The following is a 14527-nucleotide window of genomic DNA, read 5'->3' on the forward strand; positions in this document are numbered from 1 at the left end:
ACTCATGTCCACCCGGCACGCCGTGCCTAACGTCCGTGGCCAGAACCCCTAGGGCGCACCCCCCCCCACCCCCGCGGCGGGGACAGTATTCGTCCAGGGACGGGTCAGTTTCCGGCTCCATAACTGACCCCTCGATGGGCAACAACTGACCCGTCAGCGGGGGGGGGTCAGCGTCAGAGGCCGACGCTCTCGTAGATGTCGTCAAGGGCGTCGAGGTAGGCGCCTTCATCCCCGCCGACCGTCTTCTGGACCTCTTCGGCCTTGGCGAGCACCTCGGCCTCGACCTGCTCGTAGCGTGCGTTCCACTTCTCGGCCTCGATCTGCCAGTAGCCGCAGGTGTAGAAGTCGGACTGCGGCCAGCCCAGCTCGCGGCGCAGGTGCCGGCGAACGGCCCGACTCGCGCGCGCCTCCCCTGCCAGCCAGACGTAGCGATCCGAGTCGGGCAGCCGCCGCGAGGTGACGGCATCAGCAAGGCCGTCGCAGATGTCGGTCTCCTGGGCCACGACCTGCCAGGTCACATCGACGTCTGCGGCACTCGGCAACGCGATCTCGTCGCCGGAGTCGGTCAACACGATGACGACCTCGGCCTTCTGCCCTGCCTCGAGGCCCCGCAGGATGCGGGCCGCCGCCGGCACGCCGGTGATGTCGGCGACCAGGAGCTGCCAGCCCACTCCGTCCGGCGCGGCATACAGCCCGTGCGGCTCGACCAGCCCGACTCGGTCCCCCGGCTCACACCTGCGCGCCCAGTCCGACCCAACGCCCTCGTCGTGCAGGGCGATATCGAGGTCGATCCGGGTCTCCCCATCCACGACCCGGTGGTCCGAGACGGTGTAGACCCGGTGGTCCGGCGGGACGGTGCCGTCGGGATAGGTGACCTTCCAGCTCTCGTCGATCTCCGGGAGCACGAGCTCGGCGCCGGCCGGCGGGATCATGACCCGCAGGTACTCATCGGGTATGCCGGTCGTCGGGAAGTCAACCAACCCGCCGAGTGTCACCGTGACCAGGTGCGCGGAGAGCCGGCGTCTGCCGATCACTGTGGCGGCGTACGTCTTCACTGTCATGACCTCCGAAGTCGAGAACTTAGGACAGCCTAACTTACTTCGGTTGATAGCGTGTGCGGGTGATGTCAGCTCCCCCTCCCGGACCACTTGGCGTTCGGCCCATCAGCGCGTCGGAGCACCTCGACTTCATCCGGAGTCGAGCCTCCGTGAGCTTCCTGCAGACCCCGGCGTGGGCGGCGGTCAAGAGCGAGTGGCGCGGCGAGTCGATCGGCTGGTTCGACGGCAGCACCCTCGTCGGGGCAGCTCTGGTTCTCTACCGACAGTTGCCGCGGGTCAAGCGCTTCCTCGCCTACCTTCCCGAGGGGCCCGACATCGACTGGACCGACCCCGACCTCGGTCGCTGGCTGACTCCGCTCGCGGCACACCTCAAGAGCCAGGGCGCATTCGGCATCCGCATGGGGCCGCAGGTCGTGGCCCGCCGCTGGCACGCGGCAACGATCAAGCAGGCCATCGCCGACCCCGTGCTCCAGAGGCTCTCGGACGTACCCGCCGATGACAGTGACGCCACGGCCCTCACCGTGACCACCGCACTGTCCGGCCTCGGTTGGAAGGAGATCCCGATCGACGACGGCTTCTCCGCCGGGCAGCCGAAGTTCAACTTCCAGATCCCGCTCGGCGGCCGCGACGAGCAGGACGTCCTCGCCGGCATGAACCAGCAGTGGCGGCGCAACATCAAGAAGGCCGCCAAGTCCGGCGTCGAGGTCACCCGGGGCGAGCGTGGCGATCTCGCCGAGTTCCATCGCGTCTACGCCGAGACGGCCGATCGTGATCACTTCACGCCTCGACCCCTGTCCTACTTCGAGCGTATGTGGGACGCACTCACCGCCGAGGAGCCCGACCGGCTGGTGCTCTATCTGGCTCGTCATGAGGGCGACCTCGTGGCCGCCACCACGATGGTCCGGGTCGGTGCACATGCGTGGTACTCCTACGGCGCCTCGACCACGGCCAAGCGGGACGTCCGTGGCTCCAACGCGATCCAGTGGCAGATGATCCGCGACGCGATGGCCGCCGGCGCCACGGTCTACGACATGCGTGGCATCACCGAGACGCTGGACCCCGACGACTCGCACGTCGGATTGATCCAGTTCAAGGTCGGAACCGGCGGCGAGGCGGTCGAGTATCTCGGCGAGTGGGACCTGCCGCTCAACCGCGCGCTCCATCTCGGCTTCACCACATATTTGAAGAGGCGATGAGCGTGAGCTTCGATCTGCATGTCGACGCCGTTCGCTGGCGACGTGGCCTCCGCGACGTCGTCGACCGGACTCCGGGCATCGTCCCGGTCATCAAGGGCAACGGCTACGGTTTCGGTCGCGACCTGCTCGCCGCCGAGGCGACGGCTCTGGGTCTCGACATGATCGCCGTCGGCACGTATGCCGAGGTGCCTGCCGCGCTCGCGGCATTCGCCGGCGACGTCATGGTGTTGACCCCGTGGCGCCCGTTCTTCACCGACGTCGTCCACGATGACCGAGTCATCCACACCGTCGGCCGGGTCGAGGACATCGCGGCCCTCGCCGCCGGATCCGACTCCGCCGCCAGGGTCCTGGTCGAGGGCGAGACCTCGATGGCCCGACACGGCCTCGACCGTCACGAGCTGGCCTCGGCGGTCGCGGCGATGGGTGACCTGCGCGTCGAGGGCTTCGCAGTGCACCTGCCGATGGCCGGGAACAACTTCGGTGAGGCGCAGAGCTGGGCGGCGGCGCTCGAGGCGTCACAGGTCGAGACCACGACGTTCTACGCCTCGCACCTCACCTCGACGGAGCTGGCCGTGCTGCGCGAGCGGCGGCCGCAGCTCGACATCCGGCCGCGCGTCGGCACCGCATTGTGGCTCGGCGACCTCGGTGCGCTGTCCGTACGCGCGACAGTCCTGGACAGCCACCACGTCGCCCGCGGCGAGCGGATCGGCTATCGCCAGCGGCCCATGCCCCGCGACGGATTCTTGCTGATCGTCGCAGGCGGCACGAGCCACGGCATCGGCCTGGAGGCGCCCAAGTCCTCTGCCGGTGTCGTGCAGCGCGGCAAGTCACTGGCCAAGGGCGGACTCGAGGCGGCCGGATTCTCCCTCTCGCCGTTCACGATCGACGGCAAGCAGCGCTGGTTCGCCGAGCCGCCGCACATGCAGGCGAGCATGATCTTCCTGCCCTCGACGGCGCAGGCGCCCCGGGTCGGCGACGGCGTCGACGTCGCGGTGAGGTTCACCACCGCGACGTTCGACGCCATCACCTTCGGCTAGTCAGGCTTCTTGGTAAGGCGCGGTGCCGGCACCGAGGGCTCCGACGTCGTCGGTTTCGGACCGGGAGTGGTCTTGGTCGGTTCGGGCGGCTCCGGTGTGGTTTTCTCAGGCTTAGGCTCAGGCTTCCGCGTGGGCCTCGGCGTGGGCTTGACAAACACCTCGCCTTTCTTGCCCTGGATGTTGGCTGGGGGCGGGAACGTGCCGCACTCGGTGCCCTCCAGCGCGGCATTCATGTATGTCTGGAACGTCCGCGCCGGGATCTGGCCGCCGAAGAACGGCACCATGTAGCCCTCGAGGTCGCCGTTGCCGAACTTGCCGCGGTTGTACATCACCGCGGTCGCCAGCCTGGGGCTGTAGCCCGCGAACCACGACGAGGAGACGCGCTGATCGTCGTCCGGACCCGCAGTTGCGGTGCCGGTCTTGCCAGCGGTGGGGCAGATCGTCCGGGCGTTCGAACCGGTGCCGGCAGCCCCGGAGTTGACGACCTTGCCCATGGCCGCGATGGTGTCGGCGGCGACGTCCTTGGGGATCATCTGCTTGGTTCGCACCTTGTGCTCGTGCATCTTGGTGCCGTTGGCGTCCTCGACCGACTTGATGATGAACCAGTCCGCCCGCTTGCCGTCCGCCGCGAGCGTCGCGTAGGCGTTGGCCATGTCGACCGGGGCGACCGGGAAGAAGCCGAGCGGGGTCACCAGAGGCGGGCCGTCCTCGGCATTCTTGACCTTGTCGATGACCGAGGTCGGTATGCCTGCCTGCTCCGCCGCGTCGAGGGTCTTTTCCGGTCCGTCGTCCATTTGATCCATCAGGTCGACGAAGGCGGTGTTGACCGACTTCTGCGTTGCGAACTCCAGCGGGATGGTGCCGAACGAATCTCCACCACTGTCGCCCTGGTTCTCGGTCGCCACCTTGCCATTGATCAGCAGGGGTGACGAGCCGTTGAGCCGGGTCTTGAGGCTGTAGCCGTCCTCGAGCGCCGCCACGACCGAGAACACCTTGAACGTCGAGCCCGGTTGCGTGCCGGACGTCGCCCAGTTGACCTGATTCTTGAGGTAGTCGCGACCCGCATACATCGCCTGCACGGCACCCGTCCCGGGCTTGATCGACACCAGCGACTGGTGCAGCTGCTTGGCTCCGGGCGGCCGGTTCGTCTTGATCGCGTTGATCGCGGCCATCTGCCGCTCGTAGTTGAACGTCGTCACGATCTTCAGCCCGCCACCCTCGATCTCCTGGGAGCTGAAGTCGAGCTCGTCCATCTTCAGCTGCACGAGCCGGAGCAGGTGTCCCTTCGAGCCGCTGAAGCGGTTGATGTCCTTCTTCTTGGCGAACTTGGGTATCCGGTCATCGAACTTCGCGGCCTCGTCTGCCGTGATGGCCCCGGACTTGACCATGCCGTCGAGCACATAGCGGAATCGCGGGCCGATTCGATCGGCGGCACCATCGGTGTAGGGGTCGTAGAAGCTCGGGCTGTTGATGACCGTCGCGAGAATCGCCGACTGCGCATAGTTGAGCTCGGAGGCCGGCTTGTCGAAGTATGTCTTGGCAGCGACCTCGACTCCGTAGGCGCCGTTGCCGAAGTAGATCGTGTTGAGGTAGCCCTCGAGGATCTCCTTCTTGCTCCGCTGGTTGTGGATCTTGACCGAGAGGACGGCTTCCCTGACCTTGCGCTTGTAGGACTGCTCCTGCGTCAGGTAGAGGATCTTGACGTATTGCTGGGTGATCGTCGAGCCGCCACCCTGGATCTCACCGCTCGTGGCATTGTTGCGGGCCGCGCGGATGATGCCTTTGAGGTCGATGCCGTTGTTGGAGTAGAAGGTGCGGTCCTCGGCGGCGATCGCAGCGGCCTGCATCGAGGCCGGGATGTCATCGAGCGGCACGCTCTCGCGGTCCTGCGTCGCGAACTCGCCGAGCTTGTGCTTGCCGTCGGAGTAGAAGACCTTCGTCGTCTGCGTCTCGAAAGCGGCGTTGGCGGTGGGGATCGAGATCGCGCGATAGAGGATGAAGAACGAAGCGGCGGCGACCAGGATGCCGAACACGCCCAACAAGGCGACCCATCTGATCGTGGCAAGCCACCACGGTCCGCGCCCGCCGATCCTGCGGTTCAGGCGCTTGAGCCTGCCGCTGCCGGCTTTCGAGCGCGGTGCTGTCTTTCGCTGTGTTGCCAAGGGTCTGTCTACCTCCATCGGGATCCCGGGGTTCGGGTCCGTCAACGACCAAGTGTGCCGAACGTACCTGAGGATTGGTTAATCGGCAGGCGCCGTGGCGGCGTAAGTGACGGGCCCCACAGTGTTGTCGATACACCAAATAGATGTATCGTACCGATATACATACAAACAGCACACTTTGTCAGGGTGGACGATGACACGACGCGGCGCGGCACTCGAGGTGGCAGTCCTCGGACTGCTCCACGATGCCCCGATGCACGGCTACGAGCTGCGCAAGCAGGTCAACGCCCTGCTGGGCTGGGGTCGCATCCTGTCCTACGGCACGCTCTATCCCGCACTGAAGGCACTCGGCAAGGACGGCTACATCGTGGCCGACGAAGCCGTGCTGCCCGAGGCGAGGGGGCGACGCGCCAAGATCGTCTACAAGCTCACTGCGGAGGGCAAGGAGCACTTCGCCCAGGCTCTGGAGGACTCCGGCCCTTCAACGTGGGACGACGAGACCTTCGGCGTACGCTTCGCGTTCTTCGCGCGCACCGATGCCGCCTCCCGCGTTCGCATCCTCGAGGGACGAAGGAGCCGGCTCGAAGAGCGGCTCGACAACGTCCGCAAGGCCGGGCAGCGCAAGCGGGACCGGGTCGACTCCTACACATTGGAACTGCAGAGGCACGGCCTGGAGTCGGTCGAGCGTGAGGTCAAGTGGTTGACCGAGCTGATCGACCGCGAACGCTCAGGCGGCTATCCCGACGAAGACGGCACGACCAGCACAGACATCACCCCGACCAAGAAGTGAACACCTCAATGAAGGAGAACCCATGGGTTCGGTACGCGTAGCAATTGTGGGTGTGGGCAACTGCGCCACGTCCCTGATCCAGGGCGTCGAGTACTACAAGGACGCCGACCCCGAGGGCAACGTCCCCGGGCTGATGCACGTCAAGTTCGGCGAATACCACGTCAACGACATCGAGTTCGTCGCGGCGTTCGACGTCGATGCCAAGAAGGTCGGCTTCGACCTCTCCGAGGCGACGCAGGCCAGCGAGAACAACACCATCAAGATCGCCGACGTCGCGCCGACAGGTGTCATCGTCCAGAAGGGCAACACGCTCGACGGACTCGGCAAGTACTACCGCGAGACCATCGAGGAGTCCGACGCCGCTGCGGTCGACGTCGTGCAGGTCCTCAAGGACACCCAGGCCGATGTCCTCGTCTCCTACCTCCCGGTGGGCTCCGAAGAGGCTGACAAGTTCTATGCCCAGTGCGCCATCGATGCGAAGGTCGCGTTCGTCAACGCGCTGCCGGTCTTCATCGCGTCGGACCCGGAGTGGGCCCGCAAGTTCGAGGACGCCGGCGTCGCGATCATCGGCGACGACATCAAGAGCCAGGTCGGCGCGACCATCACGCACCGCGTCATGGCCAAGCTGTTCCAGGACCGAGGCGTCGTGCTCGATCGGACCTACCAGCTCAACGTCGGCGGCAACATGGACTTCAAGAACATGCTCGAGCGTGACCGCCTCGAGTCCAAGAAGATCTCCAAGACGCAGGCCGTGACGTCCAACATCGACCATGACCTCGGCGCCAAGAACGTGCACATCGGCCCGTCGGACTATGTCCAGTGGCTCGACGACCGCAAGTGGGCCTACGTCCGCCTCGAGGGTCGCGCGTTCGGCGACGTCCCCCTGAACCTGGAGTACAAGCTCGAGGTCTGGGACTCGCCCAACTCCGCCGGCATCATCATCGACGCGATCCGTGCGGCCAAGATCGCCAAGGACCGTGGGATCGGCGGCGCACTGTTTTCGGCCTCGTCCTACCTGATGAAGTCTCCTCCGGAGCAGCGTCCCGACGACCTCGGTCGCGAGATGCTCGAGAAGTACATCTCGGGTGAACTGGAACGCTGACGCCCAAGTCTGGCTGCAAACGAGCTCGCTCGGGTGAACTGGAACGCTGACACCAGTCCTCGCGCCCAGACGAAGGGCCGGTCCCCCGCGGGGTCCGGCCCTTCGTCATGTCCGAGGCTCCAGCAGGGCCGTGAACGTGTCACGCATGACCGCGGTCGCATCGCTGATGCCAAGACTGAAGTCGTCGCGCAGCACGGTCCAGGTCGTGACACTGGCAGCGACGAACAGGGCGAGAGCCATGGTGCGGTGCGGTCCAGTGCCGTCTTCGAGCCGATCGGGGAAGACCGCCAGCAGGTCCCCCTGCAGCCGTTCGACGTGCTTGGCCCTGCTGGCGGCGAGAGCTGCAGAGAAGGGCTCGCCCAGCAACGCGGACTTGGCCGCCGGCGCCAAGTGCTCCATGCGCCGCGCTCGCTGGCGGCAGAAGATGTCGATCCGCTGCTGGAGCGGCAGGCTCTGAGCGATCGGGTCCCACTGCGCTGCGTCGGCCTCGAGCCAGTAGCCCGTGGTCGCCTCGAGCAGAGCCTCGAGATCCTTGAAATTGAGCCACAGGGTCCGCAGCGAGATCCCGGCCTTCTCGGCGATGATCTTGCCGGTGGGCTTGAGCACCCCGGCGCGCAACAGCTCGGCGTGCGCCTCGACGATCGCGTCGCGGGTGCGCTCACCCCGGGCGATCCGTCCATCGGTGTTGCGCTGCCGCTCTGTCGGCATGGGCCGTCTCTCCTTTGTCCCCACGGCATCAGTATGTCCGCGCGGGTCAGCGTCCCGCTTGCGGGCTCCACCGGTTGACGCCCGCCAGAAAAACATACACTCTTTGTGCATGAATGTTGAGACGCCGGTCACACGCCCCACCTCCCGGGACGACGCCAGGTCCGGGGCGCACCTCGTGGTCGACGGGGTGGCGGTTCGCTTCGGTGGCCTCACAGCGCTCGACTCGGTCTCGTTCGAGGTCCCACCCGGCCAGGTCGTCGGCGTCATCGGTCCGAACGGCGCCGGCAAGACGACGCTGTTCAACGTCGTCTGCGGATTCACCCGCCCCCAAGCGGGACGGTTGCTGCTCGACGGCTCGCCGCTGCGACCGGTGCCGCACCAGCTGACCCGGCGCGGCATCTCGCGGAGCCTGCAAGGACTCGGGCTGTTCCCCGGCCTCAGCGTGCTGGAGAACATCGTCGCCGGCGCAACCCACTCGACCCGCGCGGGATTCGCGTCGCACCTCTTCGCGCTGCCACGCGGTGACCGCGACGAACGCGAGCTGCGCGAGCGGGCTGAGGCACTCATCGACGACCTGGGTCTGGGCGCCCACGCCGGCGCCCACCCGTCGACGCTGCCCTACGCCGTCAGCAAGCGTGTCGCGCTCGCCCGTACGTTGATCAGCGAGCCGCGCCTCGTGTTGCTCGACGAGCCGGCCGGCGGCCTCGGCCACGACGACATCCTCGAGCTCGGCCGCCTGATCACGAGCCTTCCGTCTCGCGGTTCGGGGTGCTCGGTCATGCTCGTCGAGCACCATGTCGATCTCGTGATGGAGGTCTGCGACCGCATCGTCGTGCTCGACTTCGGCAAGGTCATCGCCCACGGGACGCCGGCCGAGGTGCGCAACGACCCTGCGGTCGCCGAGGCCTATCTCGGCGCCGAGGTGGCGTCCTGATGGGCGATCCGGCCGGCTCGCAGCTGCGGGTCCGGGGGCTGACCGCGGGTTATGGCGCGGCACCGGTCCTCCGTGGCATCGACCTCGACATCGACCCGGGCCAGATCGTCGCCGTTGTCGGAGCCAACGGAGCCGGCAAGACCACCTTGCTGCGGACCCTGTCGGGACTGGTGGAGCCGACCGAGGGCTCCATGACGTGGGAGGGCGACGAGCTGCGTGGGACGCGCGTGCACGACTTGGTCCGCCGCGGCATCGCGCACGTGCCCGAGGGACGCGGCGTCATCACCGAGCTGACGGTCGAGGAGAACCTCAGGCTCGGCCACGTGTGGCGCAAGGACAAGGACGACGCCCGAAGGGCCACCGCGGAGGTCTTCGAGTTCTTCGAACCGCTGGCCCGGCGGCGCAGGAGCCCCGGCCACCAGTTGTCGGGCGGTGAGCGGCAGATGCTCGCGATCGGTCGGGCCCTGGTCGCTCGTCCGCGCCTCCTGCTGCTCGACGAACCGTCGCTGGGGCTCGCGCCCAAGGTCACGAGCCAGATCATGACCCTCCTGAAGAACCTGCGCGACGACACGGGGCTCTCGGTGCTGCTCGTGGAACAGAACGTCCGCAGTGCCATGTCCATCGCCGACCGCGGCGTCGTGCTCTCGTTGGGTGAGGTGGTCGTCACCGACGACGCTGCCCGCATCGCCGAGGACGACGACCTCCGACACGCCTATCTGGGGTTCTGACCACATGGACCCCTTCATCTTCCTCACCGTCGACGGGTTGGCCCGTGGTGCCGTCTTCGCGGCGTTCGCCCTTGCCCTGGTGTTGATCTGGCGAGGCGCCCGCCTGGTCAACTTCTCGCAGGGCGCCATGGCAGCCGCCACGACCTTCATCGCCTACAGCGTGACCAACGCCTCGGGCTCCTACTGGCTCGGGCTCGTCGCGGCCGTCGTGTCGGGCCTGGTCATCGGCGCCATCACCGAGCGGTACGTCATGCGGTTCGTCGACCCGACCCAGCACCTCAATGCCGTCATCGTCGCCCTCGGGTTGGTCCTGGTCATCCAGGCGATTCTCGGCATCATCTACGGCAGCCAGTACCGCCCCATGGACGTGCCGTTCAGCCGTAGTCCACTCAGCATCGGCGACCAACCGCTCCTCTCGCCCTACGACATCTTCGTCTTCGTCACGGTGCTCGCCGTGATGGCCGGCCTCGGCTTTGCCTTCACCCGCACCGACATCGGCCTCAAGATGCGCGCCGCGGCCTTCGCCCCCGACATGGCCCGCCTGCTGGGCGTCAACGTCGGGCGCATGCTGACGTTGAGCTGGGCGCTCGCCGGCGCGGTCGGCGGCCTCGCCGCCCTCCTGGTCGTGCCCACCGAGCTGGGGGCCCACCCCCACGCGACCGACCTCGTGTTCGTCTACGCGTTCACCGCTGCGGTGATCGGCGGTCTCGACAGCCCGATCGGCGCCGTCGTCGGCGGTCTCGGGGTCGGTCTCGTCCTGTCGTACGTCAGCGGCTACTCCGACAACGACCTGTCGGCAGTTGTGATCCTCGGACTGCTGATCGGTGTGCTGCTGCTGCGACCGTCCGGCCTGTTCAGCCACGCCACGGCAAGGCAGGTCTGATCATGATCGAACTCCTCGCGCGTCACACGCTCCTGAGGCACCTGCTGGTCACGCTCGCGGCAGGTGTGGCCTTGCTCGCGCTGACCTACACACTGTCGCCCTACCGCAACTATCAGCTCGCCACGATGGCCGCCTATCTCTGCGCAACCGCCGGGCTGACGGTGCTGGTCGGGCTGTCCGGTCAGCTGTCGCTGGGACACGGGGCGCTGATGGCCGTCGGCGCCTACACGTACGCCCTGATGTCCGCCGAGGTCGGCGACCGGGGCACCACCGGACCGATGCTGCTGCTCCTGCCCCTGGTCGCCGCCGTCGTCGCCACCGCGATCGTGGGCGGCATCGTGGGGCTGGCCGGGGCACGACTGTTCGGCCCCTACCTCGCCGGGCTGACCCTCACCCTCACGATCGTCGTGCCGGCGATCACGACCACATTCGCCGACCAGCTCGGAGGGGACCAGGGGCTCTCCGTGCTGGTCGAGCCCGCACCGGCCAGCCTCGGCATCACCTTCCCACTCGAGCGCTGGCAGGCATGGATCGCCTGCGCCGCCGCGCTGCTGACGATGCTGCTGCTCGCCAACCTCGTGCACAGCCGATTCGGGCGCGAGATGCGGGCGGTCCGGGACGACGAGGTCGCCGCCCGGCTGTCGGGCATCAACGTGCAACGCACCAAGGTCATCGTCTTCGTCGTCAGCGCCGCGACAGCCGGCCTCGGCGGAGGCATCCTCGCGATCCTGACCCAGTCGGTGTCGCCGGGGGCCTTCTCGCTCGCGTTCTCACTCTTCCTGCTGATGGCGGTCGTGATCGGCGGCATCGGAAGCCTTGCCGGCGCGGTATGGGGTGCCCTGCTGCTGGTCGCGCTGCCAGAGATCACCGACTCGCTCGCCGACAACATCGGCTCGTCTCCCCAGCTCGCCGAGCGCCTCGACGGCAACCTGTCGCTGGCGGTCTTCGGCCTGGTCCTGATCCTCGTCACGATCGTCTTCCCGCGTGGCATCCAGGGACTCGTCTCCGCGGTGTCCCAGCGGACACGGCGCTCCGGGCGCCCACCCTCGTCCCGACCCGGCACGACCACCACCGAAGACCCACCCACCACAACAAGTTCGGAGTCCATCGATGCATGAACACACCCACCGCTTCCGGCGACCGGTCGCGACCGTCGCCTCGCTCGGCCTGATCGGCGCCCTCGCGGCCTGCGGCGGTGGTGGCGGTGGCGGGGACGCCGCGTCCTCGCCCGGCGTCACGAAGGACACGATCGTCGTCGGCACCCACCAGCCCTTGACCGGTCCTGCCGCCGCGGGCTACTCCTCCATCTCGCCGGCGACCAAGGCGTACTTCGACTACGTCAACAGCAAGGGCGGGGTGCACGGCCGCAAGATCACCTACAAGGTGAAGGACGACGGCTACAACCCGGCCAACACCCAGAAGGTCGTGCGCGAGCTCGTCCTCAAGGACAAGGTCTTCGCCATCGTCAACGGTCTCGGCACCCCGACGCATACCGGTGTCCTGGACTTCCTCAAGACCAACAAGGTCCCCGACCTGTTCGTTGCGTCGGGCAGCCGCAACTGGAACCAGGTCAAGAAGTATCCGACCACCTTCGGCTTCCAGGCCGACTACACCACCGAGGCCAAGGTGCAGGCGACCTACATCAAGGCGAACCTCGCCGGCAAGAAGGTGTGCTTCCTGGGGCAGGACGACGACTTCGGCCGCGACGCCCTCCTGGGCCTGACCCAGGTCCTCGGCGAGGACGGCGTGGCGGAGCGGCAGAAGTACGTCACGAGCAACACCAACGTCGCGCCACAGATCGGCAAGCTCAAGTCGGCCGGGTGCGAGGTCGTCTCCCTGGCGACGGTCCCTGGATTCACGGCCCTGGCTGTCGGCACCGCCGCTCGCCTGAAGTTCCAGCCCCAGTGGATCAGCACCTCGGTCGGTGCCGACCTCAACACGGTCGGAGGCGCGCTGGGCAAGGCGGCACCGCTGCTCGAGGGATTCCTGAGCTCCAACTACCTGCCGTCGGCATTCGACGCCGAGGATCCGTGGGTCAAGCAGTTCAAGAAGATCAACGCCGAGTTCAACGACGACGCGCCCTTCACCGGCAACACGGTCTACGGCATGACAGTCGGATATCTGTTCGTCCAGGCGCTCCAGCAGAACGGCAAGGACCTCACTCGGGAGTCGCTCATGGAGACGGTCGAGAAGGGTGGCCTGGACGGTTCGGGTCTCGGCAAGCTGCGCTACGCCAAGGATGACCATGCGGGATACGGGGGTGTGCGCATGGCCAAGGTGACCGGCACGTCGCAGGACTACTTCGGCCCGACCTACTCCACCGACGACGGCGACACACCCGTCGAGGAATACACCGAGGAGCCCACGCAGCCACCAGCTGACGGCATCCCCACCGAATAGGGAGCACACGTTGGGCCGGTCTCGGGGCCGGCCCTTCGTTCGCCCCGTATGCCAGTGAGACCGTCACCGCCCGATTATGAGCGGGCGGCCCAGAACGCCTTGAGGGCTTCGGTCGCGTCGGCCTCGCTGAGAGGCCCGCGATCCATCCGCAGGTCCAACAAGAACCGGTAGGCCTCGCCGACCTCGGGGCCCGGTGAGATCCCCAGGATCTGCATGATCTGAGCCCCGTCGAGATCGGGCCTGATCGAGCCGAGCTCCTCCTGCTCCGCCAGCACCGCGATCCGCTGCTCGAGCTCGTCGTACGTTCGCTGGAGACGCTGGGCCTTCTTCTGGTTGCGGGTCGTGCTGTCCGCGCGGGTCAGGATGTGCAGGCGCTCGAGCTGGTCCCCGGCGTCGCGGACATAGCGGCGTACGGCCGAATCGGTCCACTCGCCGGAGCCGTAGCCGTGGAAACGCAGGTGCAGCTCGACAAGCTTCGCCACCTGGTCGATCACATCGTTGCTGTAGCGCAACGCCCGCATCCGCTTGCGGGTCAGCTTGGCCCCGACAACGTCGTGGTGGTGGAACGTGACAGTCCCGCCCTCGACGAACCGCCTCGTCTTGGGCTTGCCGATGTCATGCAGCAGCGACGCGAGGCGGATCACCAGGTCCGGCTGTGACTCCAGCCGTCCCTCCAGGGCGATCGCCTGCTCGAGCACCGTCAGTGAGTGCTCGTAGACGTCCTTGTGCCGGTGGTGCTCGTCGCGCTCGAGGATCAATGCGGGCAGCTCGGGCAGCATCTGCTCCGCAAGGCCGGTGTCGACCAGCAGTCGCAGGCCCGCGACCGGACCTGCGCCGATCAGCAGCTTGTTGAGCTCATCACGGACCCGCTCCGCCGAGACGATCTTGAGCCGGCCGGACATCTCTGTCATTGCTGTGACGACGTCGGCCGATGCGCGGAAACCGAGCTGTGACACGAACCGGGCCGCCCGCATCATCCGGAGCGGATCGTCGCTGAAGGACTGCTCGGGCGTCACCGGGGTCCGCAGGAGCCGGTCGTCGAGATCGGCGAGCCCGCCGTAAAGGTCGACGAACTCTCGTGACGGGAGCCGGATCGCCATCGCATTGACCGCGAAGTCGCGCCGCGAGAGATCGCCGTCGAGGGTCTCGCCGAACTCGACCGCGGGCCTGCGGGAGGCCGAGTCATAGGCATCGCTGCGGTAGGTCGTGATCTCCAGGTCGTGATGGCCCTTGCGGAGCCCGATCGTGCCGAACTCACGCCCCACGTCCCACATCGCATCGGCCCACGAGCCCGTGATCCGCTCGATCTCCTCCGGCCGGGCAGAGGTGGCGAAGTCCCAGTCACTGCCCGGTCGATCGAGGACGGCGTCGCGCACGGGGCCACCCACGATCGCGAGCTCGTGACCTGCGGCCTCGAAGAGCGCGCCGACCTCGACCAGGAACGGGTTCGCGGCAAGCGTGGCGTCGATCCTGGCCCGGCGATCAGTGGTCAGAGCGGACGTGGGCACGGGGACATACTCTATCGGGCT

General features: G+C 67.3%; 13 protein-coding genes. 9 read left to right on the forward strand and 4 right to left on the reverse strand.

What is annotated here, in order from left to right; all coding sequences use genetic code 11:
- Nucleotides 1-173: 173 nt before the first annotated feature.
- Nucleotides 174-1061 (reverse strand): siderophore-interacting protein, encoded by an 888-nt coding sequence (locus WKF39_RS07585; protein ID WP_340386985.1) that lies wholly within the window; start codon nt 1059-1061, stop codon nt 174-176.
- A gap of 62 nt (nt 1062-1123) precedes the next feature.
- Between WKF39_RS07585 and WKF39_RS07590 the strand changes: the two genes are divergently transcribed.
- On the forward strand, nt 1124-2254 hold the full coding sequence (locus WKF39_RS07590) for a peptidoglycan bridge formation glycyltransferase FemA/FemB family protein (RefSeq protein WP_340386987.1): 1131 nt from the start codon (nt 1124-1126) through the stop codon (nt 2252-2254).
- Between the two features lie 2 nt (nt 2255-2256).
- A complete protein-coding gene (locus WKF39_RS07595; protein WP_340386989.1) occupies nt 2257-3291 on the forward strand; it encodes an alanine racemase in 1035 nt (344 codons plus the stop codon).
- On the opposite strand, the gene WKF39_RS07600 is transcribed toward WKF39_RS07595, so the two are convergent.
- The gene (locus WKF39_RS07600) at nt 3288-5453 is read right to left on the reverse strand and encodes a transglycosylase domain-containing protein (RefSeq protein ID WP_340386991.1); all 2166 of its coding nucleotides are present in this window, start codon (nt 5451-5453) and stop codon (nt 3288-3290) included. The two genes, WKF39_RS07595 and WKF39_RS07600, sit on opposite strands and share 4 nt — an antisense overlap.
- Nucleotides 5454-5646: 193 nt before the next feature.
- Here WKF39_RS07600 and WKF39_RS07605 point away from each other — a divergent pair, with 193 nt between their 5' ends.
- Both WKF39_RS07605 and WKF39_RS07610 read left to right on the forward strand, forming a co-directional pair.
- A complete protein-coding gene (locus tag WKF39_RS07605) occupies nt 5647-6243 on the forward strand; it encodes a PadR family transcriptional regulator (RefSeq protein ID WP_340386992.1) in 597 nt (198 codons plus the stop codon).
- A gap of 22 nt (nt 6244-6265) precedes the next feature.
- Nucleotides 6266-7345, forward strand: a complete 1080-nt coding sequence (locus WKF39_RS07610) for an inositol-3-phosphate synthase (protein WP_340386994.1) — start codon at nt 6266-6268, stop codon at nt 7343-7345.
- 105 nt (nt 7346-7450) lie between these two features.
- Here the strand turns inward: WKF39_RS07610 and WKF39_RS07615 are convergent, their stop codons facing one another.
- Nucleotides 7451-8053 carry a TetR/AcrR family transcriptional regulator gene (locus WKF39_RS07615; RefSeq protein ID WP_340386996.1) on the reverse strand — a complete coding sequence of 201 codons (603 nt, stop codon included), beginning with the start codon at nt 8051-8053 and terminating at the stop codon, nt 7451-7453.
- A 109-nt stretch (nt 8054-8162) separates the two neighbouring features.
- Between WKF39_RS07615 and WKF39_RS07620 the strand changes: the two genes are divergently transcribed.
- From WKF39_RS07620 to WKF39_RS07640, 5 genes are read left to right on the forward strand one after another with little or no spacing between them, the layout of a single operon-like run.
- Nucleotides 8163-8987, forward strand: a complete 825-nt coding sequence (locus WKF39_RS07620; protein ID WP_340386997.1) for an ABC transporter ATP-binding protein — start codon at nt 8163-8165, stop codon at nt 8985-8987.
- Nucleotides 8987-9715, forward strand: coding sequence for an ABC transporter ATP-binding protein (locus WKF39_RS07625; protein WP_340386999.1), 729 nt, complete (start codon nt 8987-8989; stop codon nt 9713-9715). The genes WKF39_RS07620 and WKF39_RS07625 overlap by 1 nt, the downstream gene beginning before the upstream one ends.
- Before the next feature lie 4 nt (nt 9716-9719).
- Nucleotides 9720-10598 carry a branched-chain amino acid ABC transporter permease gene (locus WKF39_RS07630; protein WP_340387001.1) on the forward strand — a complete coding sequence of 293 codons (879 nt, stop codon included), beginning with the start codon at nt 9720-9722 and terminating at the stop codon, nt 10596-10598.
- Between the two features lie 2 nt (nt 10599-10600).
- Nucleotides 10601-11716: a branched-chain amino acid ABC transporter permease gene (locus WKF39_RS07635; RefSeq protein WP_340387003.1), complete on the forward strand. Its 1116-nt coding sequence runs from the start codon at nt 10601-10603 to the stop codon at nt 11714-11716.
- Nucleotides 11709-12998, forward strand: coding sequence for an ABC transporter substrate-binding protein (locus WKF39_RS07640; RefSeq protein ID WP_340387005.1), 1290 nt, complete (start codon nt 11709-11711; stop codon nt 12996-12998). Before WKF39_RS07635 ends, WKF39_RS07640 begins: the two co-directional genes overlap by 8 nt.
- 74 nt (nt 12999-13072) lie before the next feature.
- Here WKF39_RS07640 and WKF39_RS07645 read toward each other — a convergent pair whose 3' ends face one another.
- Nucleotides 13073-14467 carry a CCA tRNA nucleotidyltransferase gene (locus tag WKF39_RS07645; protein WP_340387335.1) on the reverse strand — a complete coding sequence of 465 codons (1395 nt, stop codon included), beginning with the start codon at nt 14465-14467 and terminating at the stop codon, nt 13073-13075.
- Nucleotides 14468-14527 lie beyond the last annotated feature (60 nt).

The sequence above is a fragment of the Aeromicrobium sp. genome (assembly GCF_037719875.1).
In the GTDB taxonomy this organism is placed as follows: domain Bacteria; phylum Actinomycetota; class Actinomycetes; order Propionibacteriales; family Nocardioidaceae; genus Aeromicrobium.